The organism is Mesorhizobium sp. B2-3-7, assembly GCF_006442695.1.
In the GTDB taxonomy this organism is placed as follows: Bacteria; Pseudomonadota; Alphaproteobacteria; order Rhizobiales; family Rhizobiaceae; genus Mesorhizobium.
This window is the reverse complement of record NZ_VFVV01000005.1, coordinates 151,718-178,125: the sequence shown is the minus strand read 5'-3', so window position 1 is coordinate 178,125 and position 26,408 is coordinate 151,718. Positions and strand designations below refer to the sequence as shown.

At 61.1% G+C, this 26,408-nt stretch carries 27 protein-coding genes and 1 pseudogene; 7 read left to right on the top strand and 21 right to left on the bottom strand.

Annotation, left to right across the window (positions count from 1 at the left end; genetic code table 11):
* Position 1: 1 nt before the first annotated feature.
* The 12 genes from FJ940_RS12185 to FJ940_RS12130 all read right to left on the bottom strand — a co-directional run bounded on the left by FJ940_RS12185 (position 2) and on the right by FJ940_RS12130 (position 11,956).
* Positions 2 to 814 carry a carbohydrate ABC transporter permease gene (locus tag FJ940_RS12185; protein WP_140656674.1) on the bottom strand — a complete coding sequence of 271 codons (813 nt, stop codon included), beginning with the start codon at positions 812 to 814 and terminating at the stop codon, positions 2 to 4.
* Positions 814 to 1,695 carry a sugar ABC transporter permease gene (locus FJ940_RS12180; protein ID WP_140656673.1) on the bottom strand — a complete coding sequence of 294 codons (882 nt, stop codon included), beginning with the start codon at positions 1,693 to 1,695 and terminating at the stop codon, positions 814 to 816. The genes FJ940_RS12185 and FJ940_RS12180 overlap by 1 nt, the downstream gene beginning before the upstream one ends.
* A 68-nt stretch (positions 1,696 to 1,763) precedes the next feature.
* On the bottom strand, positions 1,764 to 3,056 hold the full coding sequence (locus FJ940_RS12175; RefSeq protein ID WP_140656672.1) for a sugar ABC transporter substrate-binding protein: 1,293 nt from the start codon (positions 3,054 to 3,056) through the stop codon (positions 1,764 to 1,766).
* A 47-nt stretch (positions 3,057 to 3,103) separates the two neighbouring features.
* Positions 3,104 to 4,120 (bottom strand): Gfo/Idh/MocA family oxidoreductase, encoded by a 1,017-nt coding sequence (locus tag FJ940_RS12170; protein ID WP_140656671.1) that lies wholly within the window; start codon positions 4,118 to 4,120, stop codon positions 3,104 to 3,106.
* Positions 4,117 to 4,842, bottom strand: a complete 726-nt coding sequence (locus tag FJ940_RS12165) for an N-acetylmannosamine-6-phosphate 2-epimerase (protein ID WP_140656669.1) — start codon at positions 4,840 to 4,842, stop codon at positions 4,117 to 4,119. Before FJ940_RS12165 ends, FJ940_RS12170 begins: the two co-directional genes overlap by 4 nt.
* Positions 4,843 to 4,927: 85 nt before the next feature.
* Positions 4,928 to 5,809, bottom strand: coding sequence for an N-acetylmannosamine kinase (locus FJ940_RS12160; RefSeq protein ID WP_140656668.1), 882 nt, complete (start codon positions 5,807 to 5,809; stop codon positions 4,928 to 4,930).
* Positions 5,793 to 6,620: a MurR/RpiR family transcriptional regulator gene (locus tag FJ940_RS12155; RefSeq protein WP_140656667.1), complete on the bottom strand. Its 828-nt coding sequence runs from the start codon at positions 6,618 to 6,620 to the stop codon at positions 5,793 to 5,795. Before FJ940_RS12155 ends, FJ940_RS12160 begins: the two co-directional genes overlap by 17 nt.
* 26 nt (positions 6,621 to 6,646) lie before the next feature.
* Entirely contained in the window at positions 6,647 to 7,894 is a 1,248-nt protein-coding gene (locus FJ940_RS12150) for a GNAT family N-acetyltransferase (RefSeq protein WP_246671011.1), read from the bottom strand.
* Positions 7,895 to 8,061: 167 nt separating this feature from the next.
* Positions 8,062 to 9,240 (bottom strand): PLP-dependent aminotransferase family protein, encoded by a 1,179-nt coding sequence (locus FJ940_RS12145; RefSeq protein WP_140656666.1) that lies wholly within the window; start codon positions 9,238 to 9,240, stop codon positions 8,062 to 8,064.
* Between the two features lie 75 nt (positions 9,241 to 9,315).
* Positions 9,316 to 10,080 (bottom strand): amino acid ABC transporter ATP-binding protein, encoded by a 765-nt coding sequence (locus tag FJ940_RS12140; protein WP_140656665.1) that lies wholly within the window; start codon positions 10,078 to 10,080, stop codon positions 9,316 to 9,318.
* Positions 10,073 to 10,999: an amino acid ABC transporter permease gene (locus FJ940_RS12135; protein WP_140656664.1), complete on the bottom strand. Its 927-nt coding sequence runs from the start codon at positions 10,997 to 10,999 to the stop codon at positions 10,073 to 10,075. Before FJ940_RS12135 ends, FJ940_RS12140 begins: the two co-directional genes overlap by 8 nt.
* Positions 11,000 to 11,074: 75 nt before the next feature.
* Positions 11,075 to 11,956: an ABC transporter substrate-binding protein gene (locus FJ940_RS12130; protein ID WP_140656663.1), complete on the bottom strand. Its 882-nt coding sequence runs from the start codon at positions 11,954 to 11,956 to the stop codon at positions 11,075 to 11,077.
* 153 nt (positions 11,957 to 12,109) lie between these two features.
* On the opposite strand from FJ940_RS12130, the gene FJ940_RS12125 reads away from it, so the two are divergent.
* Both FJ940_RS12125 and FJ940_RS28755 read left to right on the top strand, forming a co-directional pair.
* Positions 12,110 to 13,024, top strand: a complete 915-nt coding sequence (locus FJ940_RS12125) for a LysR substrate-binding domain-containing protein (RefSeq protein ID WP_140656661.1) — start codon at positions 12,110 to 12,112, stop codon at positions 13,022 to 13,024.
* Positions 13,025 to 13,946: 922 nt separating this feature from the next.
* Positions 13,947 to 14,100 (top strand): annotated as a pseudogene (locus FJ940_RS28755) (IS630 family transposase); the annotation flags it as partial.
* Here the strand turns inward: FJ940_RS28755 and FJ940_RS29045 are convergent.
* The 6 genes from FJ940_RS29045 to FJ940_RS28970 form a co-directional block, all read right to left on the bottom strand.
* A complete protein-coding gene (locus FJ940_RS29045; protein WP_348641153.1) occupies positions 14,097 to 14,990 on the bottom strand; it encodes a peptidase dimerization domain-containing protein in 894 nt (297 codons plus the stop codon). The pseudogene FJ940_RS28755 and the gene FJ940_RS29045 sit on opposite strands and share 4 nt — an antisense overlap.
* A complete protein-coding gene (locus tag FJ940_RS29040; protein WP_348641152.1) occupies positions 14,876 to 15,520 on the bottom strand; it encodes a hypothetical protein in 645 nt (214 codons plus the stop codon). Before FJ940_RS29040 ends, FJ940_RS29045 begins: the two co-directional genes overlap by 115 nt.
* A gap of 11 nt (positions 15,521 to 15,531) precedes the next feature.
* Positions 15,532 to 16,320 carry an aldehyde dehydrogenase family protein gene (locus tag FJ940_RS28980; protein ID WP_281405877.1) on the bottom strand — a complete coding sequence of 263 codons (789 nt, stop codon included), beginning with the start codon at positions 16,318 to 16,320 and terminating at the stop codon, positions 15,532 to 15,534.
* Positions 16,321 to 16,533: 213 nt separating this feature from the next.
* Positions 16,534 to 16,965: an aldehyde dehydrogenase family protein gene (locus FJ940_RS28975; RefSeq protein WP_210242425.1), complete on the bottom strand. Its 432-nt coding sequence runs from the start codon at positions 16,963 to 16,965 to the stop codon at positions 16,534 to 16,536.
* 17 nt (positions 16,966 to 16,982) lie between these two features.
* Positions 16,983 to 17,933, bottom strand: a complete 951-nt coding sequence (locus tag FJ940_RS12105) for a GMC oxidoreductase (RefSeq protein WP_140656659.1) — start codon at positions 17,931 to 17,933, stop codon at positions 16,983 to 16,985.
* 16 nt (positions 17,934 to 17,949) lie between these two features.
* A complete protein-coding gene (locus FJ940_RS28970) occupies positions 17,950 to 18,318 on the bottom strand; it encodes a GMC family oxidoreductase N-terminal domain-containing protein (protein ID WP_140656658.1) in 369 nt (122 codons plus the stop codon).
* 1,324 nt (positions 18,319 to 19,642) lie between these two features.
* Between FJ940_RS28970 and FJ940_RS12095 the strand changes: the two genes are divergently transcribed.
* The gene (locus tag FJ940_RS12095) at positions 19,643 to 19,942 is read left to right on the top strand and encodes a DUF1236 domain-containing protein (RefSeq protein WP_140656657.1); all 300 of its coding nucleotides are present in this window, start codon (positions 19,643 to 19,645) and stop codon (positions 19,940 to 19,942) included.
* A gap of 176 nt (positions 19,943 to 20,118) precedes the next feature.
* Here the strand turns inward: FJ940_RS12095 and FJ940_RS12090 are convergent, their stop codons facing one another.
* Together FJ940_RS12090 and FJ940_RS12080 are read right to left on the bottom strand one after the other, a co-directional pair.
* A complete protein-coding gene (locus FJ940_RS12090; protein ID WP_140656655.1) occupies positions 20,119 to 20,511 on the bottom strand; it encodes a hypothetical protein in 393 nt (130 codons plus the stop codon).
* Between the two features lie 682 nt (positions 20,512 to 21,193).
* Positions 21,194 to 21,373 carry a hypothetical protein gene (locus FJ940_RS12080; RefSeq protein ID WP_140656654.1) on the bottom strand — a complete coding sequence of 60 codons (180 nt, stop codon included), beginning with the start codon at positions 21,371 to 21,373 and terminating at the stop codon, positions 21,194 to 21,196.
* 639 nt (positions 21,374 to 22,012) lie between these two features.
* Here FJ940_RS12080 and FJ940_RS12070 point away from each other — a divergent pair.
* The 4 genes from FJ940_RS12070 (at position 22,013) to FJ940_RS28735 (ending at position 24,406) form a co-directional block, all read left to right on the top strand.
* On the top strand, positions 22,013 to 22,279 hold the full coding sequence (locus tag FJ940_RS12070; protein ID WP_348641155.1) for a hypothetical protein: 267 nt from the start codon (positions 22,013 to 22,015) through the stop codon (positions 22,277 to 22,279).
* 241 nt (positions 22,280 to 22,520) lie between these two features.
* A complete protein-coding gene (locus FJ940_RS12065) occupies positions 22,521 to 23,681 on the top strand; it encodes a hypothetical protein (RefSeq protein WP_140656652.1) in 1,161 nt (386 codons plus the stop codon).
* Positions 23,674 to 24,171: an ATP-binding cassette domain-containing protein gene (locus tag FJ940_RS12060; protein ID WP_246671010.1), complete on the top strand. Its 498-nt coding sequence runs from the start codon at positions 23,674 to 23,676 to the stop codon at positions 24,169 to 24,171. Before FJ940_RS12065 ends, FJ940_RS12060 begins: the two co-directional genes overlap by 8 nt.
* Before the next feature lie 40 nt (positions 24,172 to 24,211).
* Positions 24,212 to 24,406, top strand: a complete 195-nt coding sequence (locus tag FJ940_RS28735) for a hypothetical protein (protein WP_246671009.1) — start codon at positions 24,212 to 24,214, stop codon at positions 24,404 to 24,406.
* A 931-nt stretch (positions 24,407 to 25,337) separates the two neighbouring features.
* Here the strand turns inward: FJ940_RS28735 and FJ940_RS12055 are convergent.
* Positions 25,338 to 26,261: a hypothetical protein gene (locus tag FJ940_RS12055; RefSeq protein ID WP_140656651.1), complete on the bottom strand. Its 924-nt coding sequence runs from the start codon at positions 26,259 to 26,261 to the stop codon at positions 25,338 to 25,340.
* Positions 26,262 to 26,408 lie beyond the last annotated feature (147 nt).

The window sequence follows — 26,408 nt, the reverse complement described above, 5'->3', positions numbered from 1 at the left end:
TTCAGCCTTTCACGCTGCCAAGCGTCATGCCGCGCACGACCTGCCCCTGCACCAGGATGCCGAGCACGATCATCGGCAGCATGATTAGGGTGGCGGCCGCGGTGAGCGCGCCCCACTGGATGCCCTGGAATGTCAGGAAAGAGGTGATCGAGACCGGTAGCGTCTGGGTGTCGCGGCCGGTCAGCACAAGCGCCACGAAAAATTCGTTCCAGGTGAACAGTACGCACAGGATCAGCGTGGCTATGATGCCGCCGCGCGCGGCCGGCAGATAGACGTGCCAGAAGACCCTAAATTCGGGTGCGCCGTCGACGCGGGCGGCATCGCGCAGCTCCTTCGGGATGTCGTCGAAGAAGGTGATGAGCAGCGAGATGGCGAAGGGCACGTTGACGAAGGCGTAGGCGGCGATCAGCAGCCAGTGCTTGTTCAGCGCGCCGATGCGGGTCGCCAGATAATACATCGGAATGACGAAGAGCAGCGCCGGCGCGATGCGCAGGCTGAGGATGAATTTTTCACGCGCTCGACGCAGCTCCGCCGGCTGCTGCGCCAGGCCATAGGCAGCGACGGAGCCGACGGCGACGGCCAGCGCGCTGGAAAGGATCGAGACGATGAAGGAATTGGCAAAAGCGTTGAGGAAGACGCGATTGGCAAAGACGGTGCGATAATTGTCGAGCGTCGGGCTGAACAGCCAGACCGGTGGAATGGCAAAGGCGTCGCGCGTCGTCTTGAAGGACGTGACCACGACCCAGTAGAGCGGGAACAGCACCGCCAGCAGAAGCAGGACCAGTCCGAGATAGAACAGCGCTCGCCTCGCCATCAGCGGGTTCCCGTCTTCGGAAAGAGCACGCTGTACATGGTCAGCAGCGCGACATTGGTGAAGACCGTCAGGATGACGGCGATCGCCAATGCGTAGGAGATGTCGAAATTGGTGAAGGCGACGATGTAGCCGTAATAGTTCAACGTCTCAGTCGACAGTGCCGGCCCACCGCGCGTCATGATGTAGAACAGGTCGAAAGCCTTGATGCTGTCGATCGCCCTTATCAGCGCGACGATGGCGAGCGCGCGGCGCAGCATGGGAAGAAGCACATACCAGGTGACCTGCCATTCGCGTGCGCCGTCGACGCGGGCGGCGTTGAGTGGATCGGTGGGCGCCGATTCAAGCGCGGCCATCACCAGGAGGATGACGAAAGGCGTCCACTGCCAGATGTCGGCGATCAGCACTGAAAACAGCGCGATTTGCGGGCTCCCCAGCCAGTCGACCTGGGCAGCGCCTGCCAGCGACAACAGATAGTTCGCCATGCCGGTGGCGGGATCGAAGAGGAAGCGCCAGGTGAGTCCGACGACCACAGGCGTCATGATGATGGGCACCAGGAGCAACGTCCTGACCAGCCGCTTCATTGCGAAATCGCGGTCCAGGAAAAGCACGACGGCAAGGCCAAGTGCGATCTCAATCACAGTCGCCAGTGTGGTGAAGAGCACCGTGCGCCAAAGTGCGGCCATGGCGCGCGGATCGCCGAGGAAGCGGATGTAGTTGTCGAGCCCGACGAATTTCTCCCGCCCTGCCCGCATCAGCGAGAGATCATGCAACGAGATCCAGATGACGAACAGCGTCAGCGCCACCGATGCCACCGTCAGGCAGACGATGATCGGCTGGAAGAAATGTTTGGTGGGATCAGACGCTACAGCTATGGGTCTCATGGGAATTCTCAAAGGATTTCACCCTGCCGCGCACAGGGAGCGCACGCGGCAGGGCACGCCACTCGACCCTAGCGGGCGAGCGCGGCGTTGTTGGCTTCGTCGGCTTCGTTCAAGGCGTCGGCCGCGCTGGCGGTTCCGGCAAGCGCCTTGGAGACGGCGATGCCGGTGTTGTTGATGATCTCATTCGCCTTCTCGACCGTCGGCAAATATTGTGGATTGCCGGCGTTGATGGCCGCGATCATGCCTTCCTTGAAGGCGCCGTAACGCTTGCCGAAGCTGTCACTGTTGAGCGCCGAGAGCGATGTCACGCCGGAGTTGGGATCGGTCTCGATCGACTTCAGCTGCTGCTCCTTGGCGGTTGCCCAGGCGGCGAAGAGGGTTGCCGCTTCCTGGTTCTTCGATTCAGCCGAGACATACATGGAATGCACGGCGAGCGACGACGAGCCGCCCTTGGGCGAGGCCGACTTCATCGGCACCGGCACGTAGCCGACCTTGCCGACCACCGTCGAGACGCTGGGGTCCTCGTTGTAGGCGCCGTTGACGGTGGCATCGAGCGTGATGGCCGCCTTGCCCTGCTGGAACAGCAGCCGGTTTTCCTCCCAGCCGAAGTTGGCGACGCCAACCGGGCCGTAGTCCTTCAGCACCTTGGTGAAGGCGTCGAGCGCGGCGATGCCTTCAGGTGTCGCCAGCGCCGACTTGCCGCCAGCATCGAAGAAAGAACCGCCGAAGCCCCAGAGATAGGCCGCCCAGACATAGACGCCCTGGATGCCTTGCTGGCCGCGCATGGTGATGCCGGCGACCTGCTTGTTGGTCTTTTCCGAGATGGTCTTGGCGGCATTTTCGATATCCTCGAAGGTCTTGGGTGCTGCCAGCCCGTACTGCTCGAACAGGTCCTTGCGGTACATGACGAAGGTGCTCTCACCATAGACCGGCAGGCCGTAGACCTTGCCGTCGAGCACATTGGTGTTGAAGTAGCCGGGCACGAAATCGGCCTTGTCGAAATTCTCCTTGTGCTTGGCCAAGAAATCGTCGAGCGGCACGATATAGCCGGACTTCACGAAGCCCGGCAGGTAGATGATGTTGTTCTGGACGACATCGTAGCGGCCGGATTTGGAGGAGAACTCAAGCAGTTCCTTGGCGGTGATGTCGGCTTCGGGCACGACCTCGATCGCGACGTCGATGCCAGTCTTTTCCTTGAATTCGGGCAGCATCTTCTGGATAGCGTCGGTGGTCGGATGGCCCTCGAGCAGCACCGATATCTGCACGCCATTGAAGGGCTTGTCCTCAGCGGAAGCCAGCGAGGGCAGTGACAGCGCAGCGGCGGCCGCACCGAGCATCAGTAGATTGCGTCTATTCAGCATGTTTTCGTCTCCCATTCTTGGGCCGTCTGGCCTCGTTCAGTTCGCGCCTAACCGAGGCGCACGATTTCGCCGCTCTCCGCCGACTGCATCATGGCAAGGGTGAGTTCGAGCGAACGAAGGGCTTCCCGGCCGGTAGCGATCGGCATCGCAGCGCCGTCCAGCCAGTCGATGAGGCCGCTGAGCTGGCGCGCGAGGTCGCCGTCTATGCGGCCGTTGAGCAGAGGCCAGTGCTGGGTGTCGATCTCGCGCGACCCCTCATTGCTTGCCACGTAGAGCCCGCTGTCGCCGCACTGGACCTCAAAGGATCCGTCCGTGCCGAGGAGTTCCATGCGCGCGTCGATCATGTGGCGTGCGCCGGACGGCAGCGACCAGGCGCTTTCGAAATTGACGACTGTGCCGCGGGAAAAGCGCACGATGGCCGCGATGCTGTCCTGCGTGCCCGAGGCGCCAAGCAGCTTGTCGGTCTGCTGCGCGTAGACCGAGATCGGCTGCTGGCCTTCCAGCATCCACAGCACCATGTCGACGTCGTGGACGGTGACATGCAAAGCCAATGGCAGCTTGCCCCCATACCGCTTCGGGCCTTCAGTACGGGCGCTGTTGCGCCTCGCATAGATGTGGATCGGCTCACCGATCCTTCCCGACGTCATCAGTTCCTTCGCGGCTGCATAGCGCGGGTCGAAGCGCAGCAGATAGCCAACGCCGAGCTTGACCTTGGCGGCTTCGCAGGCGGCGATGATCGCTTTCGCGTCCTCGACCTTGGATGAGATCGGCTTTTCGACGAAGACATTGATGCCGGCTTCGGCGACCGCAACCGCTGGCGCCAGGTGCAGATTGTCGGGCGTGCAGATCGAGACGAGGTCGAGATCGCGCTCGGCGGCAAGCAGCGACTGATGACTGTCATAGACTTTACAGCCCGGCGCCTTGGCCGCCACGGCCTCGGCCAGCGCGCGGTTGGGATCGACGATGCCCACGAGCTCTGAGCCGACCATGGTGGCGAAGATGCCGGCATGCATGGAGCCCATGAAGCCTGCACCAATGACGGCGACACGGCGGCGCTTGATCATCTCGGATTCCTTCTCAGTTGCGGACGGGCGCTCCAGGCGGCGACCTCGTCTGCGAAGCGGCGGGTGATGGCATCGGGCCGGGTGATAGCGCCCCCGACGACGATGAAGCGGGCGCCGAGCTCGAAGCAGCGGACGGCCTCCTGCGGCGTCCAGATGCGGCCCTCAGCGACAAAGGGAAGGCTGGCTCGAGCGAATTCCTCCATCAGGCCGAAGGCGGGGCCGTGCTGGTCGCTGGAATAGTCCGTATAGCCGGCCATGGTGGTGCTGATGAGGTCGGCGCCGGCATCCAGCGCGCGCCTACCTTCGTCGAGCGTCGCGACATCGCCCATCGACAGCCGTGCCCTCGCCGCGACGGCTGAAAACATTGCCTTCAGTTCTGCGAGACGCGGCCGGCCGGTGGCGTCGATTGCCACGATGTCAGCGCCAGCCACGATGACTGAAGCGACGTCGTCCAGCGTCGGCGTGATATAGACGTCGGTGTCGGCGCGCTTTGCTTTGATCAGGCCGATAACGGGGACGTCGACCGCCGCGCGGACGGCGGTGATGTTCGCTGCACCCTCGATGCGCACGCCGGACGCGCCGCCCAGAACGACGGAACGGGCCATAGCGGCGATGTGGCCGGGAGCGTCGAGCGGCAGGCCGGGCTCGGCCTGGCAGGACACGACCATTGTTCCATCGAGTGTGGCGAGCAAATCGCCCTGCTTGGCCTGCACCGGGGGCATCTCCTAGAAGAGCATTACCCCTTTAACCAATCGCAGATGAAAGTTTTTGTCAATAAATTACTTTTGATGAAAATTTTCGTCAGAATTACTGGCGAGCCAAGAAGGCGGCGCCAAGCAGGCCTGCATCGGCGCCGGCTAGCGCGGCAACGATGGGACGACGATACACGCGCGGCAGGTCGAGCGAGCGCGCTTGCAGCGCCTCGATGAAGCCATCGGCCAGACCGACGCCGCCGCCGACGGCAAAGCAGTCGACATCGACCGCAGCCGTCAGGTCGGCAAAGGCGTTGGCTAGCGCAACGACTGCGGCGGTGATGATTTCGGCGGCAACGCCGTTGCCTTCCGCAGCGGCCTTGAACAGGTCGGGCGCCGCGACCTTGCGGCCAAGGCGCTGACTGCCCACCCGCGCCAGGGCCGTACCCGAGGCAACCGTCTCCAGGCAGCCGCGCCGGCCGCAACCACACGGGATCCCGCCGGGATCCGACATCGCGTGCCCGACATGGCCGGCGAGCCCGGTGGCGCCGCTTTCCAGCCGGCCGTCGACGACAAGACCGCAACCGATGCCGGTCGAAACGGTGAAGAAGGCGAAGTTGCGAAAACCTCTGCCGGCGCCGAGCCTGAATTCGGCCCAGGCAGCAGCCTGCGCATCATTGACGACGAGCGGCGGCATGCCGAAGGCGCGCTCGATCGCTGAGGCAATCGGATAGCCGTCCTCGATCGGTAGGGTCTGAGGGTTCAGCGCCGTCAGCGCGCCGTCGCGCACGATGCCGGTGGTGGCGACGGCGACCGCGCCAAAACCGCTTTTCGGCGCAAGCTCGGCGATGGCCGCGATCAGATCGTCGCCCCTGCCGGTACGTGGTGTCGGCGCCTGCCACCGTTTGGCGATCCTTTCGCCGCTGACTTCCGCTGCCGCTATCTTGGTGCCGCCGATGTCGACTGCGAGCACCGACAAATCAGAAGCTACGGTCACTCACAACCTCCGCTGTGCGGCTGAGCTCGACGAGCCGCTTCGGATCCTGCCTGGTCATCTCGGCGACCAGCGCATCGACGATGAGCAGCTGGCTGATCTTTGACGGGAAGGCGCCTCCAGTGAGCGGGGTCTCCGGCCAGGAAGCGATCAGCGCCAGGTCGCAGGCAGCGATCAGCGGGCTCTTCGAGCGGTTGGAGATCCCAATGACGAAGGCGCCCTTCGAGCGAGCGAGCTCGGCAACGCGCACGGCATCGATGGTCGAGCCCGAGCTCGAGATCACCACCTGCACGGTGCCGGACTGGGCGGTTCCCGCCGCCATGACCGCCAGATGCGCGTCGCCCAGAGCGCGGGAAAACTTGCCGATGCGGGTCATCTTGTAGGCAAGGTATTGCGCCGTGACGGCGGAAGCGGCGATGCCGAAACACTCGACTACGGAGGCGTCGAGGAGCTTTCGCGAAGCGGTAGCGACATCTTTGCGGACGATCAGCTGCTCGGTCTCGCGTAGCGAGATGATCGCGGTCTCCACCAGCCGCTGGATGTCGTCGGATGGCGAGCCAATGTCCCGCGCCCGCTCGTCGGTCGCCAGTTCCTTGGCCAGCGCCAGCTTGAAATCCTGGAAGCCGGTAAAGCCCTGGTCGCGGCAGAAGCGCATGACGCTTGCCTCCGACGATCCTGACACCTCGGCGAGCTCGGTGATGCTCTGGCGCAGCGTGGCGTCTGGCTGCGCCAACACCGTCTCGGCGACTCGCGCCAGCGCCGGCGTCATGTCTCCGGCCGCCGCTCTCAGCGAGGCTATCAGCGCATGTGTCATAACCGTTCCTGGTTCGTGCGTTGTGCTCAGAAATGCTCCGCCACCCAAGGCGGCGGTCCGGCGAAGAGCTGATCACAGCGGCGTATGTCAGCTGAGTCGCCGGCAAGAAGGCCATAGTGCGCCAGTTTCGAGGCGCTGCGAAAGCCTGTGAAAAGCTGAACGAAACCTGTTGGCTGCACTGACACCGCCGGGCCGGATGTGCCGGCCTTGCGCACTTCGACTGCGCCGCCACTCACTTCAACCTGAAGAGCCGCCTCGCCGATGCGGAACGTGAGCCTTGCGTGGTCGACGTGGTAGCCGCGCTGGCGCAAGGCGGCGGCGGGGTCAAGCACCCGCAACAGCCACTCCTCCTGGTGGGCAAGCCGCCAGCCCTTGTCCGGCATCGCCGCCACCAGATCGTCATGCGGAGCGCCGTGCCAGCGCACTACCGGATAAACGGAGCGGAAGCGGGCAAGGAAGGAGAGCAGGCCGAGGGCGGCCTCGGACGAAGCGGCAAACCAGTCGCGGATCACAAGCCGCGCCTTGTCGCCCATGTCGAGGATGAGATAGGCGGTCTCGCCTTCGGCCAGATAGGCGGCGAGCGCGTCGGTCGGGGCGCGCCGCAGCTCGTTCCAATGTGCGGCGTCTCTTACAAGCAATCCGGCTTCACGCAACGTCTTTTCGGCGTAGGCGGTAACGAGGCGCGGATCATCAAGTTCGACGCGCCCGAAGGCTAACCGGCTCGTAGAAGGCAACGCTGCCGTCTCGGCCTCGTAAACGAGTTCGTGGCCGGCAAGCTCGAAGCCGGCCTTGCGGTAGACCGGGCGCGTCGACGCAAAGAGCGTGGCTATGGCCGCACCGTTCTTCGCCGCCTCGTCGCAGAGCGAATCGACGAAGGGGACCGCGAGCCCCTGCCCGCGCCGCTCCGGCGCGACCGCGACATGCACGATGTTAGCTGCCTTCACAGGCTTGCGATGGAAGACATGCGCCGTTTGAAGCAGCCCCGCGCAGACCACTGGACGACCGTCCTCGCCGCGGATGAACCGCAACGTTTCGAGGCCGATATTGGCGAGGTATTCCTGCGATCGTGCCTTGCTGAAACCGAAGGCGCAACTCAGCAGATGGGCGATGGCGGCGACATCTTTAGTGGTCGCCGGTTCAATTTTGAAGTTTTTTTTCATATTGTTTCCAAGAATGACGCTTTTCATCATAGCTTGAAAACGGTAATGCGCAATGGACTTGAGCCAACCTTCCTTCGGTGGCTTGCCCGACCTCGTGACACCGGTGTGGGACAATGCCGGACGGGATTGTATTTGGCGCGCCTTGCAGAGGATATCGCGGCAAGTCCATAGGCGACTATGGAAAGGTGGGGCTTGGCCGCGAAGTGACGTCCGCTTTTAATCACGGCTCCGCTTTTGGCTTACGTCGATACGGTGGAACCCGCATACAGCCGGAGATTTTTTCAATAGATGTTTGCGTCCAAGGAGTCTGCTACAGCCAATCGCTTCGCTCCTTCATCGAACTTGCCAGCTCTCAGCGAATTGTAAGCGTCCGCTACTCTGCCGATGCCAATTTTGATACGGGCCGAGTCCTCAAATGAGTAGCAAAGTCGTAGAGCGTTCTGTGTCGGCTGCCCAGGAAACGACAGCCGCCCGGAATAGGCTTTTACTCCAAAACGAGGGCAGAGACCTGCCAGCACATCAGCGTCCACGTCGGGTGGAAGCTCGACCCAAAGGAAATAACCGCCTGACGGCTTTCTGACAGTCGCTGCCGGCAACAACGAAGCCAGGCTATCAACCATCGCGTCACGATGGGCACGCAGCTCCTCGATCAGAGTTTTGATATGTCCATCGATCTGATTGGTGCGCAGGAGTTCGGCAAAGATCCTTTGGTTAAAGGGACTGGTCCCGCCATCGGCTTTGTAGGTTGCTATGCGCTTTATGATGGTTGGTTCGGCGATAACCCACCCGATCCGCAGGCCCGGGGCGACAATTTTCGAGGCGGTTCCCAGGGCAACCACCACGCCCGTGGCGTCGAGGCTTTTGGTGGGTGCCACGGGTTCGCCTTCAAAGCGTATTCGACGATACGGATCATCCTCGATAATGAGAAAACCGAAGCGTTCCGCCAGCGCGACAAGATGACGACGGCGATCAAGGCTTGTTGTGATGCCTGTTGGGTTATGAAAGTCAGGGACGTCGAAAAGAAGCTTGGGTAGAGGCTCGCCAAGCGCTTGAGCCTCGACAAGCCTGGCTTCCAGGTCTTCGGTGTCGATACCATCTTCATCCTGACGGATAGCCAGGAATTCGACGTCGTGCGTTCGCAAAATACTGAGTGCTGTCATGTAGGTGGGAGCCGTGACGATGACCCTGTCTCCCGAGAATAGGAATGCACGGCAGGTCAGATCCAAGCCATGCTTCGCGCCATTGACGATCATGACGTTGTCACGATGGCAAACAACACCGTCTTCCCTGACATAGCTGACGATCAGGTCCCGCAGATCATCCAGACCCAGCACGTCGGTGTACTGCATGGTTTCGGAGCGGTATGTGCTCGCGGCAATCGCCGCTTCACGCGTCACGTCCGGCAGACAGGCTGGGAAGGCGTAGCCACCCGACAAGTCGACAATATCGTTGTAGAGCAAGGGCTGGTTCTCCCGTTGGACAGATGGTCGGGGCTCGGAGGCAGCCGCTGTATTGGCAAGCGGCCCTGCTGGCGTTCACATGACTCTGCTGAGGAATGACCGGGTCCGCTGCTGTTGCGGTGAGCGGAGCATCTTCTCGGCGGGGCCGCTTTCCACGATCTCGCCCTCGACCATGAAGTGAATGGTGTCTGCAACCTCGCGGGCAAAGCCCATCTCGTGGGTCACCACAATCATCGTCATTCCGTCTTTGGCGAGGTCTTTCATCGCGGCGAGCACTTCGCCCACGAGCTCCGGATCGAGAGCCGAGGTTGGCTCATCGAACAGCATCAGGCGCGGGTTCATCGCCAGGGCGCGAACGATCGCGACGCGCTGTTGTTGCCCACCGGAAAGCTGCGCGGGAAACTGGTGAAGCTTTTCCGTGAGGCCGACCTTCGCCAACAGCTCGCGGGCATGATCACCTGCTTGGGCTTTTGTTGTCTTGCGCAATGTCACCGGGGCTTCGACGATGTTTTCCAGCACGGTCATGTGCGGAAATAGATTGAAGCGTTGAAACACCATGCCGATGCCGGCTCTTTGCCGAGCCAGTGCTCCTTCGTCGAGCTCATGGAACTTGCCGGCGCGCAGCGCAAAGCCCATTGGCTGTCCGGCGACGAAAATCATGCCGGCGTCCTGTTTTTCCAGTCGGTTGACGCATCGCAACAGCGTCGACTTTCCAGCACCGGAGGGGCCGATGATGCAGGCAACTTCACCGTCACGGACGTCCAGTCGGACATCCTTCAGAACAGCCGTGCCGCCGTAGGATTTGCTGACATTCCTGATCTCAACGATGTTGTCAGTCATGGCGTGCAGCACCTTGCTTCCCCGCTGGAAAGGCCCGGGTTCGCCAGGCTGCGATCTTCACTGTGCCGAAAAAGCTCTGTTTGGGGCGGTCGACAAATCCGCGGGAGTAGCGGCGCTCGATATAATGCTGCGCGATGTTGGCCAGCGTGGTCAGCAGCAGGTACCAGAGACTTGCCACGGCGAGCAGTTCGAGGATCCGGAAGTTCTCGTTGTAGATGCGGGTAGCCTGCGTCAGCAGATCGCCCGCCGCGATCACAGATACCAGCGACGATGTCTTCAACAGCGAGACGAACTGGTTGCCTGTTGGTGGGATAATCACACGCAGGGCCTGCGGAAGGACGATACGACTCATGACCTTGGATGGGGGCAGTCCGAGCGCTTTGGCCGCTTCCCTCTGACCGTCGTCGACGCTCAGAATGCCGGCTCGTACAATCTCCGACATATATGCGCTTTCGTTCAGGCCGAGACCTAGAAGCGCTGTCACGGCGGGCGTCATGAGGCTGTTGGTGGAGACGTGGAAGAGGATGTCACCTCCCGGCAACGCCAAGGTGATCGCCGGAAAGATGATGCCGATGTTGAACCAGAATATGAGCTGGACGAGCACCGGCGTTCCGCGAAAGAACCAAATGAAAAGGCCGGATGCGGCGCTCATCACCGGATTGTCCGAAATCCGCATTACGGCGAGCGCGACTCCCAGAACCAGACCGAAGAGCATCGATCCACATGTCACATAGATAGTGATGAGGACGCCCGAAATAATCCGCGGCTCGAACAAGTACTCGGCAACCGACTGAAACGAGAAGACGGGGTTTTGCGAAACATGTGCCGCCACCGCCGCCGCCAGAGCGAGCATGATGATCGTGGATATCCAACGCCATGGATGCCGCCGGCGGACGATGGGAAATTCTGAAACAGTCATTGGTTTTTCTGCTGTGCTACAGGGCTCTCAAGCGGGCCGAAGGCGTTCGCTCGCTAATCGGCCCGCTATTGGAGACTATTTTGACGCGCCGTTGTAGCCAGCTTTCTCAATGCCCATTTCTGCCACGCCGTATTTGTCGAGGATCTTGCCATACTCGCCACTGGCAATGATGGCGTCGAGACCTTTGACAAGTGCGTCCCGCAGGGCGGTGTTGTCCTTGTAGACGGCCATACCGTAAGGGGCCTCAGAAAACTGCCCACCGGCCAGCGCGAGTTTCCCGCCGGATTGCTCCACCTGATAGGCTGACAGGGGATAATCATGGATGATGATGTCGGCACGGCCATTCTGGAGCTGCAGCATGGACTGCGTCGCTTCAGGAAATTCGTTGACAATGACAGGTTGACGTCCTTCGGCAACACACTTTTCCGACTGAGCTTTCGCGTAAGAGGTGGCTACATCGCCGGTTTGGGACGCTACGATCAAACCGCAGATATCGTCGAGTTTGCCGACGTTCTTGGGATTGCCCGCCTGTACGATGATGCCCGAGCCGACATTGGCATAATTGACAAAATCCACCACCTTCTCGCGTTCGACCGTATCGGTGATGCCGGTCATGCCGACATCAAAACGCTTGGCGGTCACACCGGGGATGATGCTGTCGAATTTAATGTTGATCCAGTTGACCTTGAGGCCGAGGTTTTTTGCCACAGCCTCTATGATGTCGGCATCAATGCCGACATAGGCGCCACTTTGGTCGACCGAGACGATCGGCGGAAACGAGGCCGTGGCGGCAACGGTGAGCGTGCCTTCCTTAATGACACCCAGATCTTCAGCCCACCCATAGGCGGTAGCCCCGATAGCAACACAACCGGCCAAGGCCATTTTTAAAAAGCACTGTCTGGCAGTTCGGGCTGCCGGCGCTTTTGAGTGGTCATTCTCGAACGAAAGTGAATTCATCGTGCTCGTTCCCTTTCTATAAGTTCTTGTTTTGGCATACAGCTATTGGAAACAGCTAATGGGCTGGATTTTTCTCATGTTTTCACTTGCATTTGCGTATGTCCAATTGGAAGTTTGTGTGGAACGATAAGGTTCCCTTATAGAGGATAGTGCATGAATCTCAGGCAGCTTGAAGCGTTCCGTGCCGTCATGGTTGCCGGCAGCATGGTCGGTGCGGCGCACATGCTGCGGGTCTCCCAGCCAGCTGTCAGCCAACTCATTCGTCAGTTTGAACGTCAAAGCGGAATTCAGCTTTTCCAACGGCGAAACGGAAGGATCTTCCCAACCTCGGAAGCAAGCATTCTCTTCGGGGAGTCTGAACGCGTTTACGCAGGTGTAAAGAAGATCGAACGGGTTGCGGAAGGTCTTCGCTTCAACCGTTATGGAACGCTGCGCATCGCCGGGTTCCCGGCAATCAGCCGACAGGTTTTGCCTCAAATCATTGCCGGATATTGCAAAGACAAGCCCGAAGTGAATGTGTCGCTGGATTCCGTGCAATCGCGGAACGTGTCCGATCTGATTGTGCGGCAAGACGCTGACCTCGCACTATCAGTGCTTCCTAGTGATCGCGATGAGGTTGAAGCGGTCCATATCGGCACACTCCAGGCCCTCTGCGTCGTACCGCAATCGCATCGCCTGGCAGGCTCTGCCAGGATAAGCGCGAAAGATCTCGGCGGTGAGCCTTTCATCTCACTCGGACGAAACGATCAATCCCGACTGGCAATCGACAAGGCTTTTGAATCCCTTGGCGTTGTCCGAAGGCTTCATATCGAAACCACCCAATCCGACACCGCCTGCAGCTTTGTCGCGGAGGGCTGCGGAATATCGATCGTCGATCAGCTCACCATGTCCTGGTATAAGGACGAGCGCATCGTCGCGATCCCATTCGAGCCGAGCATTTCGTTCAAAGTCTGGCTGTTCCGTGCGCGGTTGAGCAAACAATCGCGGTTGTTGGAAGATTTTTCGAGCTTTCTACAGATTCAGATTGCCGCGAACTTCGGCAGCCGAGTGGCGTCGGGCACCCAATAATGGCTGCTTTCGGGGTAGGCAACGGTCACACCCGAATGTCTGACAATGGGCGCAAAGCTGCCGTTCGGTATAAGATAAAAGCGGTCAGCGAATGCTGGATCAGCTTCTTGAATCATTTTGGGCGAACCGCTTCGTAACCTCCTGACAGGTGACGGTTATGTTAGTCTCTGAGGGTCATCGTTTTCTACGGGAAAACAATACGTTAGTAGCTGGTTCGCCAAACCTTTTCCTTCGTATTCTCTCGTATGGTCTGGCGAACCAAAGGACCAAAAAGACGACTAGTTTCTCTGAGAGCGGTGCCTCAGTTCTAACCACAAAGAAGGTAGTCATGCATTTTGATGATAGCGTTATGAGCGCGGCCGCATTCGTCACGAAAGCGGGTTGACCGTCTCGATATGGTCTGGAGGGAAAGCTGACCTTGCATCAAGCTCAGCCCGACGCGGCTTAAATCAGTGGCAAACAACGGCTGACGAACTGTCCGGCCTTGGCGTGCTGATGGGCAGCGCTATCCAGGCGATCCCGAGAGCGGCATGGCAGCGCTGAAGCTGGACTTTTCGCTTGTCGAAGGTCGGCACGCGATCTGTGCCGGCAGTTGCGCTGCAAGTTCGGACAGCGTGGTCCGGGACGCCCGGAAACTCTCCCTGCGAGGCCTGCTCATTACCTTGCCGCTCTGCATACGCTGACCATCACGTTCTTCCCAAACTGGCCTCGCGCGCTGGCGGCGGAAATACCCGACTTGCAAAGCTCGCTGATCCCGGATGGAGGCGGGATCGAAGCAAACCTGTCCGCGCTGACAGATGGGAAGGCTGGCTTCTTCCTGACCTATGCGCATCCTGATGTGGCGTTTTACCTCGACCGCGAGCGCTTCGATTTCAGAAACTCTCGTGTCTCGCCAGCGTTGACCATTGGTTCGCGACAAGCAATCGAGAACGCATTCTCAAAACTCACGGCGCTTCTGCGCTCCAAAGCAGCGCGACTCATCAAGGCGCTGTGGGGCGCAGTCGGTTCGATCGTCGAGCTGCTCTCAGGGTGAGTGCCAAAACTACTTCCACGCCACAGGATATGATCCGGATTAAGCGGACCTGCTCCAGCCAAGAAGCGGCGGAGAAAGGTCGGCCGGAAGAATGTTCACCACAGGATCGCGCGCCAGTCTGGAGGCGTGCTCCTTCTTCGCCTCGATCAACACGGCAGCGTCGCTCAGCAGATCCGCCCCGGTGGCTGCCATCACCTTCGAAACATGCACCCTTCCCTTATGGGCATGAGGCGATTTGCCTTGGGCTGTGACCTGCCAGGTGTGAAGCGGCGTCCCGATCGCCATAGTGGCGCCATAAGCCTGGACCGTCGGTACCTTCCAACTCACGTCTCCCACATCAGTCGATCCGAGCATCTGCTTGCCGTTCGATCCGACTCCAACGATGCGGTCGCACAATGCCGTTGCGCCGGGCCCCAGCCTGAACATCGCATATGCCGACTGCACATGATCCTGCGTCAGACTTGCCTGTATCCGTTGCGCGAAGGCCTCGTCCTCCGCGTCGAATTCCGGTGGCCCGAGCATTTCGAAATTGCGGGCCAAAGCCCGCTCCAACACGCGATTCCCAAGCAAGCTGTTCATGGCGCATACGAGGCGCGACTTTACTGTGGTCTCACTCATCAGGGCCGCGCCATCGGCGATGCCCTTGACACGGTCGACAAGCGCCACGACTTCGCCGGCGCGTGGCGATCGCACGATGTAATGCACCGTCGCCTGAGCCTGTACGATGTTGGGCGCCGGCCCACCTGTGTCGAGATAGGCATAGTGAAGCCGGCAGTCGGAGGGGATATGCTCGCGCAGGTAGTTCGAGCCAACGCTCATCAGCTCGACGGCATCGAGCGCGCTACGCCCAAGGTGCGGTGAGCCAGCAGCATGAGCCGAGCGCCCCGTGAAGGAAAAATCGAGAATGGCATAGGCCAGCGCTGCTGGCTCCATACGCCGGCGAATGCAAAGGGATGCCACGAGATCGCCGCATCCACATCATCGAAAATTGCCGTCGCGAACCATGAAGGCCTTGCCGGCCCCGCCTTCTCTGCCGGACAGCCATAGTAGCGCACGCGGCCGGGCAGGTTGCCCGCGGCCAGCCATTCCTTCACCGCCGTGGCGGCGAGCATCGCACCGGACCCCAGAAGGTTGTGGCCGCAGCCATGGCCTGGCCCGTTTCCTGCGAGAGGCCGATGTTCCGCCGCGCCAGCCTCCTGGCTGAGTTCCGGCAGCGCATCGAACTCTCCGAGGAAGGCTATTACCGATCCGCCCTCCCCCGCTTCTCCCATGACTACGGTCGGCATTCCGGCGAGCCCCGTCTCGACCCGAAAACCCTGCTCCCGCAGCATGCGCGCGTGCTCCTGTGACGAGCGGCGTTCCTGATAGTTGAGTTCGGGCGTTCCCCACACCCTGTCGCTCAGCTCAACAAAGCGCCTGGCCAATGCCTCAACGTGCCCCCAGACGGCAGGACTATTGCTCATGTCGTCCCCGCTCAGACAGCTACGGTCTTGTGTTCGATGTAGTGGTTGATCGCCTCGGGACCGAATTCGCGTCCGATCCCACTGCGCTTGAAGCCGCCGAATGGCGACAGGAGATCGGAGGCCGCGTTGTTGACGGTCACTCCCCCGGTTCGGATGCGACGCGCGACCTCCAATCCTCGATCAGGATCCGAGGTCCACACCGAACCCGACAGGCCATAGATAGAGTCGTTCGCGAGCCGAACGGCATCGTCCACGCAGTCGTAGGGAATGACGCACACGACCGGGCCGAAGATTTCCTCCTGAGCGATGCGCGAGGCGTCATTGACATTGGCAAAAACCGTGGGCTTGACGAAGGCGCCGTGATTGATGCCTTCCGGCATCCCCAGCCCTCCGGCGGCAAGATCGGCTCCGCTTTCGATGCCCGCAGCGATGAAGTCGAGCACACGCTGACGCTGGCGTTCCGCCACCAGCGGCCCCAGAAAAGTCTCAGGATCCGCCGGATCGCCAATCGTCATGCCAGAGACATTGTCCACAAGCGCGTCGACAAAGGCATCGTGGCGCCGGCGCGGCACGAGGATACGCGTTTGCGCGACGCAGACCTGCCCATTGTCGGGAAAGGAACGATAGCGGAGCGCATCGACTGTCTGGCCGATATCAGCATCGTCCAGCACGATTGCCGCGGATTTGCCACCGAGCTCGAGGCTGACGCGCTTCAGTTGTGCGCCCGCCAGACTGGCGATGCGGCTGCCGGCAGCAGTGGAGCCGGTGAAGCCGATCTTGTCCACGCCCGGACGCGTCACCAGATTCGCTTACCTCCCGGTGAGCGACCAGGATGCTCAGGACACCCTCCGGCAGTCCCGCCTCACTGAACAACTCGCCCAGATACTGGCCGTCAATCGCGGTTTCCGGCGCCAGCTTCAGGATCACCGTGCAGCCGGCGAGCAGCGCCGGAAAGAGCTTCGCCAGAGCGACCTGATGTGGCGCGTTCCACGGGATGACAGCGGCGACCAGGCCTACCGGGTCACGGACCCAAACTGCGTTACCCCGGGGATAGCCAGCGCGATGCACTTCCCAAGGATACCCCTCGGCGGCAACCAGATAGGCTTGGCCCTGATCACGAATGAGGTCTGGATGGCTTTGGCAAACCAGGCCGGCGCGCCCATCTCCGCCGTCACCAAACCGGCGAACTCGTCGGAGCGGGTCTCGTAGAATTCCGCGAACCTGCGGATAACAGCAATACGGTCGACCACCGGCATGCGCGGCCAAGCGCCCTCGTCGAATGCCTTGCGCGCCGTCGCGACCGCAAGATCCACGTCGGCCTGCGCTGCCAGCGGCACCGCGCCGACCTGGCTTCCGTCGTAGGGCGAGCGGACCTCGATGAAATCGGCGCCCAGGGGATCCACGCGCCTGCCGCCGACGAAGTTCTGCGTGAAATTCCGCGTCATGATAAACTAGTTCTCCGCTACGGATGGATGAGGTCGGCCGCACGCTCGCCGATCATGATCGCCGTCGCGTTGGTGTTGCCGGCGATATGACGCGGGAAGATCGAGGCATCCGCGGCCCAGAGCCCTTCGGTGCCGTGTACGCGAAGCTCCGGGCTGACGACCGCGTTTTCGTCCGATCCCATCCGGCAAGTGCCCACCGGATGCAGGAACGGCACCGTGGCCTTGCGCGCATAGGCTTCGTCCGCGGCAGGCCCCGCGCCTTCAGCCGGCACGTCGATGAGCTCGCGCACATGGCTGCCGAACGGGGGCGTCGAAGCGAGCCTGCGTATCCAATCCAAGCCGCGCAGCACGCAGGCAACGTCGTCTGGATGGTCGAGCAGGCGCGAATAGATCGCCACCGGCTGTCGCGGATCGCTGGAACGAAGCTCGAGGTGGCCGGTGCTCTTGGGATAGTTGACGTTGGCCAGGATGGTAACAAGGTTGCGCGTCGGCACGTGCAAACGGCCGTTGTCGTTGACGTATCCGAAGGGGAAGAGATGGAACTGGAGGTCCGGTATCTCCCTATCCGGCGTCGATTTCAGGAAGGCGAGCACCTGGGCGGTGGGCACGCTCAACACACCGTTGCGCGAGAGAATCCATTCGGCGAATGCTTTTGCCCGTCCGATCGGCGATGCATAGGCATTCCCCGTCTTGACGTTCATCTCCGCACGGAGATAGAGGCCCGGATGTTCCATCAGGTTGCGGCCGACCTCGGGACTTGCGATCCGCACGCCAATCCCATGGGGGGCCAGTTGGTCCGGATCGCCGATGCCAGAGAGCATCAGTATCTGCGGCGAGTTGATGGATCCGGCCGACAAGACCACGCCGCGCCGTGCCGTGGCTCGTACCTTCTGGCTGCCGCGCAGAATGTCGACGCCGGTAGCCCGTTTGCCTTCCAGTACGATGCGCTCGACCAACGCATCGTCCATGAATGTGAGCTTGGCGTCACCGAGGCGAGGCCGAGTGACGAACGCCGCCTCTGGTGGAGCCCTGATTCCAGGCGACACCCTCGTGGGATCTTCCGTTGAGGTCTGGGTTCAGGGGGACGCCCGCATTGACGAAGCTGTCGATGAACTTGGCCGATATCGGGTGCTTCCAGCGTAAGGCCGACACCCGGAGAGGTCCCATGCCGCCGCGATAGGCATTATCCTTGTCGTTATCGGCGGTCTCCATCTTGCGGAAATAGGGAAGCACCGAATTCCATCCCCATCCCTTGTTGCCCATCGCCTCCCAGGCGTCGTAGTCGGCCCCAGCGGTTGTGGACCAGAGTTGAGCGTTGCTCTTGCTGTGATGGCAAGTGACCGTATCCCACACAGCCCGGGCTCATTCTGCCGACTTGATGCGTCTATGGGTCGACTGCGTCTTTCAACTGAATCCCAGTGAACGAGCTATAGGATTCGTTCGAGCGCCAGGCCGTCGAGTGGAATGCGGAAGAGAGGCCTACAACGCTGCTCGGTGTTCTAGTGTGGCGGTCCAAGCAACGGTCGCTTCTTCTGTCGCACCCAGTTCGACCGCCGCTTAAACTTCCCGGCGAATTTGTTGGAGAAGCCGACCTGGCCGAACACCGGCCCGACCCCGCCCGCCCAGGCCCGGCCATGGGCATGGGCATGGTGGCGATCCGGCGCTTGAAGCGGACAACTTCTATACCTGCAAAATCCGTGACCGGAAGCTCGATATGCGCGACCTGCGTCAGGTGATGTGTCATGAACTGCCCAGACCACGAGCCGCTCGAGATCGACTGACTCGGACCAAATCTTACGCGCAGATATTCTGTTATCGCGGGATATCTACCATCAGGGTTTTCTGGTAATATACTTCTTGGCGGACCCCAACCCGCTAGGCCGGCGCCCATTAAAAGCCGGGTTTACCCCCCCGCCCCCCAAAAAGGCGCCGGCCAACAGTTCTATATGGTACCTTTGTACTGGGTAGCCTCAATCCATAATGAGAGTGCAATAGCTGGCGACCGCCCCTTAACTTCCAAATCGCGACCTCGAAAGCCGCCAGCCGCGATCCATACTGTCTTTGAACGCTGATAGATTTTAATGCCCCGTGCGCTGGCCCAAGCGCACAGGTATTCAAAGTCTCGCTTCATGGTTTCTCCACACTAGCCAATCGGAACGCACATAACTGCGAGGGCGGAGGTATGTTCCATTGAGCAAGAGCAGCCCGCATTTGCCGGTTGGTTTGCGTTGCCACTCTCATTGGTTCTCTGGATCGATGTCATTGTCTTTTGCTCACCAAACATACTGGAAATAGAGGGCCCGCCAGCCACCGAAGCGGCTTGCGGGCCCTATCAGCACAGGAAGGGACGTAGCTGTGCCGATCCACGACATGTCAGCCAAGGAATATGCCGATCACCAAAAATGTGACGGCTGCGGCGAAAGTTGGCGCGAGCAACCAACGCGCTTGGCCAATGCTTTTATCCATCTGCTTTCTCCGAGTCTGGAGAAGCAACTAGCCTAGCCCTAAGCCGTTCCGCCTAGTCTCAAGAGATAAGACCATTGCGTTTTGTGATCGGCCTTTGGTCTGGTCAGGATTCCGACTGAAGCCTGATCGAGGAACGTTCGGCCTGCCGACGTGTTCAGTTGCCTGGCGCACAGAAGACTTGTGCTGTCGCCGGAACAACAGGAGAAAAACCATGAGGATCCCCCTTACCAGCACCGCTGCCGCGCTATTGCTTTTGGCCGGCGTCGGCGCAGTTGCGGCACAGGATGTTGTCATCACACCGGAACAGGATACCGTCGTGCGCGAATACGTGAAGAAGCAACCGCTGGCTTCCGTGAACCTTCTCGGACTTGAGCTGAATGTCGGCACGGCTCTGCCGGACACGGTCGAGCTCCATGAAGTTCCCAATGTCAAATACCGATATGTGGTGGTCGACAACCGCACGTTTTTGGTGGACCCGAGCACCCGCAAGATCGTCAAGGTCTACGACTGAAATCTCGAACGAAACCCACAACCCGCCGCCACATTTGGCGGCGGGTTGTGCATGTCAAATCGCCAGTCAACCGGACAAATGAAAATCGTGAACTCCCGAAGCCGAGACGTCGAAAACCCTCGTGGCGCTCCTGGTTGATCTCCAGAAACGCGCTCAACTCGGCTTGGCACAGGTACTTACTTCCTGGTGATCCAATCCAGCAAACCAATTTGGACCTCATCACACCCGGCGTATTCGAGTACCAGGGTCTTAGCCAGATCGCGCCATTGACACTCGGGCACGTTCGTTCCCAACACCAAATCTCTGAACGCTGCGCGGAGGACATCGGCATCGAACGCTGAAACAGCAAAGGGAGCCGGGTCTGCAACCTCCCAAGCTCGGGCGGTGTCATCGCCATGGCTTTGGCGCAGGCGTTTCAGAAGCTCGCGTGATGCCGCGATCACGCATCGGGAGTGATCAATATCGCGCCGAAATGCGGCGTTTGCTACCATGGAATGACGTCGCAACAAAAAGGTGGCTTCAATAGCCGCCCGCGCAATGTCTATATGGGTATCATGGGTATCGAGCATCGCTGCCTCCCTTAAGCAGCTATCGGGGCTGCACCTTCTTAGGTGCTGAGCTGTGAATCTCAGCCGTCAGCCGCTGCTCCCGGAGCCGAGCTGTCTTCGCATCCCGTGCCGCCCGCTCGACCTCGATCAACTCGCGCGCAGCATCCGAGGTACGCTCCTTTCTCTCGTGCCTTTCTTTGTCGGTGAACCGTTGCCTTCTCCGCATCGTTGCCCCGATCTAACGGTCCCGCAGTGTTGCCGCACAGAACGATTGTCGCCAGATGGGGTTCCACCCACACAGTAAAAAGCCCGCCACCCTTCGGTAGCAAGTGTTTGGCCGCAAAAAGACGTAGGCGAAATGCGGGAGAGACGCCCTTAAACGCAAAGACTGGGCAGGCGGTAAGTTTCCGTGACTTTGGCTAACGGCCCAGCGGCTGCTTCGATAGCGAAATCAACTCGGCCTCGACCTCCCCCTTGCAATGATCCGGGAGGCAATCGAGTCGCACTCATCAGGCAATGGGTTGTCTAGCTTAAGCTCGTCGAAGACCCGCCCAAGCAGTGCCAACTCGGATTCATCGAAAATACCGGCCTCGGCCGCCTTTCGTTGAATTGGCATGATTTTCTCCCGGAAGACCAACCGCGAAAACATGCAGCAGGACCTCCGGTCGCGCGAGGGCTTCACGGGCCGCGATCCTGGCCGACATCAAAATGGCCGGCGCTGGGTTTTTAGAAACCGGGCTTCGCGCAGCAGCGAGTTCCAGTCTGTCCCGATGAGCTTGATCAGATCCAGTGCATCCCCTTCGGGAATGCCGACCTCGCTTGCGAGCCGTCGGGCGAGCAATTGCTGATTCTCCCTCTCGTGCCCATCGCTATCCTTTTGCATCGGATCGATCCTCCTTCGCACCCAACTAGCCAACTGGCCCTTCGTTTCTCGGACAAGAAAAAAACCGCCACTGAGAAGCAGCGACGGGCCTCAGGTAGCCGGCCAGCAGAGGACGATGCTGGCCCAGGGCAGCAACGTGGCCCCAAACGGTTGCATCTAAGCGGAAACTAGCCTGCCACATCTCGGCAAGCGGGCGAGTCTGGGGGAACACATACATTGTATGGGAACGGTGCAAGGGCCGGAGTTTCGCGGCGTGGGCGATAAACAAATTGAAAGCCTCCGATTAGGAGATAACCGGCAGGCCGTGCGACATGGCGGCATGTATACCGCCATGGCTGGGTCCACCGGCATCGGCTCGATATGCGCGCCACGCCGTCGCGGGGCCATGTCGATCCGGTGGCGATGGCGATGTTCTGAAAGCCGAAGGCCAGTATGTCCTGCGCCGACAATCGGCTTTCGAAATAGACGTCGACATTGGGCATCTGGCTGAGCTGATACTCGCGATAGTCGCCCACCCGGCCCCATGCCGAGAGGCTGGGCAAGCGGCATTCGCGCGCGACGCAGCCGCCGACTTCGGCGCCGGCCTCGGTAATCTGATAGCCGCGCAGGCCGAGCGAGCACCCGCCGGTCGGCACGGACATACCCGGCAAGCGTATTCAGCAACGGATGGACACCAACGGCGACGGCGTCATCTCGAAGGAGGTGGCGACCGCCCGCGAGCGCCTGTTCAGGAATCTCGACCGTAATGGCAACGGCGTCATCGAGAGGAATGAAATAGAGAGCGCCCGCCACGCCATTAAGGACCGCGCCGAGACCGCGCAGGCGCGGCTCGGCAACCGCGGCATGCGGTGCGACAACCGTGGGCGCGCCTTCCAGGCGCTGGGTGACCTGCGCACCGCGCGCTAATTTGGCGACGGCGCAGTAGCCACGCCCTTCAACGAAGCCGCGGTGAACAACGCGATGACAGCGGTGCGCACCGTCACGACCAGCCTTCAGGCGACGATGCAGGACTGTCTCCTGTCAGCGCTGAGAAACGTCAGCGCAAAGTTCGCGCATGGGAGGCTGAGGGCGACGGCCCTACTGGCGGCACAATCGTCGCCGACCTATGTCGATATCCAACCCGGCTTGCGATCGCGAAGATGGAACAATGCGGCACGACAGGCTTGTCCTGACCCTGATTTGGCGCGAGTTCTCGGCTGGCTTGCGCTCGATGCGCCGCCGCGACCTTGCCTGGATTGGGCTCGGCGGCGGGGCGCTGCTTGCCTATGCCATCGCTGACATCGTTCTCGCTCTGCAGTCGGCATCCGCCACGCTGCGGCAGGAGCAGGCGCTGTGGTTGCTTGGTTTGCCGGGCGCACTTCTTATTCTTGGCGCCTTTACCGGCAGCGCGCTCGCCAGGCTTTGCCTGTCGCGCGCCTTCGCGCCCTTCCTGAAGGCATTGCCGCTCTCGCTTCGGGAGCGCCGGCGCATGGCGGCGGTGGCGACATTTGCGATGGGCGTTCCGCTTGTCGAGGCCGTCACGGCGGCGGTCGGTCTTGGCTGCGCCGTCATCGCAAAACCACTCGCCCCGGTCTGGGGTCTCGGCGCCGCCATCCTGTTTGGCGCCGGTTTTTGCGCGGCGGCCGTCCTGCGTCTGCAGTGCGCTCGCGACCTCGTCCGCATCAACAATTCCGATCTGGCGAGGGATCCAAGCGGGCGCCGGCCCTGGCTCGGTGCCTTCGATCGTTCCGCACCAGCCTGGCTCTCCAGCTGGGCCTGGGGTTTGCCGGCTGGCCATGTGCCCTTTTCCTGGCGACTGGTGGGCGCGGCCACCTTCTTTGGTGTCGTCGCGGCCCTTTCCGCAGCCATCAGCCTCGTTCATCACGATGCCGTGCCGGCGGCCATGGCCGGCCTGGCCGGCGGCCTTCTCGTCTTCATGCTGAGCGCGCGCTTCCATCCGCTCGGCTCGCCGGTACTGCGCACGGCTCCAATCGGCTTTGTCAAGGCGTGGCTGCGGCTGGCGCGGCTGCCCCTGCAATTGTCGCTTTGCTTCTTTCTCATGCCGGCAGGTGCTGCCCTAGCGGCGGAGCCGTCCGCCTGGGCGATGCCGCTCGCCAGTGGCTTCTGGCTGCTGGCGTTGAACGGCGCCTATGCGGTGTTCGCCGCCTATTTCATGACGGCGCCGTTCGTCGCCGCGCTGAGCTTCCTCAGCGCCATCGCCTACACCAGCTACGAATCGCTCGAATATGGGCGCACGGTGCTGATCGGCTTTGCCGCCCTTGTCCTGTTCCTGTGGCACCGGGCGGAACGGAGATACCGCCATGGATAGCAGCGAGATACTCGCGGTTCGCGGGCTCAGCGCCGGCTACGGTGGCCACGCGGTCGTCAGTGGCATCGATCTCTCGCTCGGCCGGGGCGACATCCTTGGCCTGCTTGGCGCAAACGGTTCAGGCAAGTCCACCTTGCTGAGAGCGATCAGCGGGCAGATCAGGCCGCTCGCGGGAAGTGTCGTGATCAACGGCGTCGACCTTGGCGATGCACCGGAGCGCGCCAAGTCCAGCTTCGGCCTCGCCATCGATCCGCCCGATCTCCCGGGGACGCTGACCGGCCGGCAATATCTCCAGCTCGTCGCCTCGATCCGCTGCTGCGCCGAGAACGACTGGCCTGGCGTCAATGTCGCCGAACGGCTCGGGCTCAAGCGCTGGATCGACCGGCTAATCGCCGAATATTCGCTCGGCACGCGGGCGAAGATCGCCATCGCCGGCCCTGCTTGGCGCGCCGCCGCTGCTGATCCTCGACGAGTCCCTGAACGGCCTTGATCCGCTTGCCGCCTTCGAGGTCAAACGCATCATCCTTGCATTGGCGGCGAGCGGCCACCAGGCCGTCATCATCTCCACCCACGTGGTCGAATCGGTTCCCGGCCTGTGCAACCGCGCGGTGCTTCTGGCCGAGGGCAGCATTGCCCGGGAATGGGATACCCGGCAGTTGGCCGACGCCAGCCACGCACCCGGGACCTTTGAGCTCAACATCATGCAGGTGCTGTGGAACCCATGAGCTGGTGAAGCGGTAACCTCGGCCGCAGACATGGGGAAGTCGAGAGTGACGATCAACCGGCGGGGTGCACCCTGAGCCTAGGCGATCGCCAGCGAGCTTTCGAGGTCTCTGGTCGACAGCAGCGTTGCCAACCGAAACGTGGGCCGCCGGCGTCAGCCTGGCACTCCCATCCCCACCGACGAGCCGTTGGGAAAGGGAAACCGGTTGTCCTCCTCAGCGCCAGTCCCTCCCGCCGACGGCACCACTGCCAGATGGCCTCATCGTCACCCGCAGATGGAAGAAGCTGGCCGGTCGCCAATGTCGTGGGGAGACCCCGCTCCCATCAAGGGCTATCTGCTCGACGGTTGAGAAGTCGTTGGCAGCTGATTAGTGGGAAATTTTGACGTCACTCTGCCGTTTTCACCAGCGACTCGGCCATGCCCCGCTCCGTGCTCGCCCGTGGGAAGGGATGGGTCGGTGGTCGAAGCATAAGGGTCTGATGCTCTGTTTTCGGCATTGCGGCGATGAGGATGATGATAGTCCATGTCCAGACCACGACCGCGCAGCCACGGGCCGGAACAAATCTTGGTAAACGATGTTTGGCAGCCCGAACGATAGGTGGAGTTTGATGCTGCAGCAAATCGTATCAGGTCTCAGGCACATGCTTCGACCGCAGGCGCGTGAATCGCTGGCGGATCCGGTTGACGCCATCATTCGCCTTCTCAAGGAAGACCAACCATCGACCCGGAATCCTCCCGCGACCGCAATGCCCGAACGTCCGTATCAGATTCAGCGAAGACGTCGCCGCTACCGCGATCGCGGAGATCCACCCCAGGGCTGATTGCCTGCGGGTGTCGTCCGATCCGCCATCGAAGCGAGCACTTGTGTCCTCACTTACAGCGGTAGGGACGGTTGACCGTCGCGGTGATGGCGCCTTTCCGGGCGCGCTGGGTCAAGCGACGTTTGAAAAAATCTGCTGATCCAGGTCGCACGTGGCCAGCCCGTAGCGCCACTTATGATTCGTTGCCTCGCGCCGGCTCTGATAGAACAGCGTCAGTTGCCGGCCCTCTATCATTACAGTCGAGTGCCCGTTCTCTCCCGGCTCGCCCGGATCCAGCACTGGGCCGACGGACACGTAAGGTCCTTCGACGCGATCGGCAATTGCGAAGAATACACGCTGGCGGCTGCCGCGCGGACCCTCAGGGAGGAAGCAGGTTGCATTGAGCAGCACGCGTCCATCCGGCAACTCGACCAGTTGAGCGCCTTCGATGCCCCATTCATAGTCGGGATGCTCGCGTGCGTTGTGATGCGGAACGTCCAGGTGGTCCAGGATCTTGCCAACGCGCTTCCATGGTCCGAACCAGGAGTCGGACTGGCTGCGTGCGAGATAGACGTCGGGTTGCGGGACCCTGCTGAACTTCGGCATTCCCGAATAAACGATGTAGCGCTTGCCGCCGATGACCGCCGGATGGGGATCGTAGATGCCATCCTCATCGGTGTCCGGCAGGGATAATATCGCCGACGTCAAAACAACCCAGTGGAAACCATCGTTAGACACCGCATGCTCGCACCGCCCACCCGACTTCATGAATTCGGTCTGGATGAACATGTGGAAAACCCCGCCTTCGTGGATGACACCGGGCGCCGCCACGCCCGAGCCGGTGATCGGCAAGGCGATCGGTTCATGCTCGGTCCAGGGGCCACGCGGATCCGGCGCTGTGGCGTGCAGTATCTTCCATTCCTCGCTCGTAACGGTGCCGCTCGATCCGAACATGTGCCAGACCGTCCCGTCGAATACGGGACAAGGATCTTTCAGGTCGTCCACCTGCTGCGGGTGAAACAACGGAAAGACGTGCGTTTCGAAATTGATCTTCATGTCCACAAACCTCGACCGCCTCTCTCAGCTTCCGACACCCAGGTCCAAACAAACTGATTCGAGGCGTTCGTATTCTAGCAGCGTCGGCTAACACGTGTTGATTTTCCCGCCGGCCTTCAACAGCTGGATGCGTGGCAAAGCGCCACG

Bases quoted from the DNA above. Each gene is read 5' to 3' on its own strand.
- FJ940_RS12185 (WP_140656674.1), bottom strand. From the start codon at position 814: ATGGCGAGGCGAGCGCTGTTCTATCTCGGACTGGTCCTGCTTCTGCTG.
- FJ940_RS12180 (WP_140656673.1), bottom strand. From the start codon at position 1,695: ATGAGACCCATAGCTGTAGCGTCTGATCCCACCAAACATTTCTTCCAG.
- FJ940_RS12175 (WP_140656672.1), bottom strand. From the start codon at position 3,056: ATGCTGAATAGACGCAATCTACTGATGCTCGGTGCGGCCGCCGCTGCG.
- FJ940_RS12170 (WP_140656671.1), bottom strand. From the start codon at position 4,120: ATGATCAAGCGCCGCCGTGTCGCCGTCATTGGTGCAGGCTTCATGGGC.
- FJ940_RS12165 (WP_140656669.1), bottom strand. From the start codon at position 4,842: ATGCCCCCGGTGCAGGCCAAGCAGGGCGATTTGCTCGCCACACTCGAT.
- FJ940_RS12155 (WP_140656667.1), bottom strand. From the start codon at position 6,620: ATGACACATGCGCTGATAGCCTCGCTGAGAGCGGCGGCCGGAGACATG.
- FJ940_RS12140 (WP_140656665.1), bottom strand. From the start codon at position 10,080: ATGACTGACAACATCGTTGAGATCAGGAATGTCAGCAAATCCTACGGC.
- FJ940_RS12135 (WP_140656664.1), bottom strand. From the start codon at position 10,999: ATGACTGTTTCAGAATTTCCCATCGTCCGCCGGCGGCATCCATGGCGT.
- FJ940_RS12130 (WP_140656663.1), bottom strand. From the start codon at position 11,956: ATGAATTCACTTTCGTTCGAGAATGACCACTCAAAAGCGCCGGCAGCC.
- FJ940_RS12125 (WP_140656661.1), top strand. From the start codon at position 12,110: ATGAATCTCAGGCAGCTTGAAGCGTTCCGTGCCGTCATGGTTGCCGGC.
- FJ940_RS29045 (WP_348641153.1), bottom strand. From the start codon at position 14,990: ATGGAGCCAGCAGCGCTGGCCTATGCCATTCTCGATTTTTCCTTCACG.
- FJ940_RS29040 (WP_348641152.1), bottom strand. From the start codon at position 15,520: ATGAGCAATAGTCCTGCCGTCTGGGGGCACGTTGAGGCATTGGCCAGG.
- FJ940_RS28975 (WP_210242425.1), bottom strand. From the start codon at position 16,965: ATGACGCGGAATTTCACGCAGAACTTCGTCGGCGGCAGGCGCGTGGAT.
- FJ940_RS12105 (WP_140656659.1), bottom strand. From the start codon at position 17,933: ATGGACGATGCGTTGGTCGAGCGCATCGTACTGGAAGGCAAACGGGCT.
- FJ940_RS12095 (WP_140656657.1), top strand. From the start codon at position 19,643: ATGAGGATCCCCCTTACCAGCACCGCTGCCGCGCTATTGCTTTTGGCC.
- FJ940_RS12090 (WP_140656655.1), bottom strand. From the start codon at position 20,511: ATGCTCGATACCCATGATACCCATATAGACATTGCGCGGGCGGCTATT.
- FJ940_RS12080 (WP_140656654.1), bottom strand. From the start codon at position 21,373: ATGCAAAAGGATAGCGATGGGCACGAGAGGGAGAATCAGCAATTGCTC.
- FJ940_RS12065 (WP_140656652.1), top strand. From the start codon at position 22,521: ATGCGGCACGACAGGCTTGTCCTGACCCTGATTTGGCGCGAGTTCTCG.
- FJ940_RS12060 (WP_246671010.1), top strand. From the start codon at position 23,674: ATGGATAGCAGCGAGATACTCGCGGTTCGCGGGCTCAGCGCCGGCTAC.
- FJ940_RS12055 (WP_140656651.1), bottom strand. From the start codon at position 26,261: ATGAAGATCAATTTCGAAACGCACGTCTTTCCGTTGTTTCACCCGCAG.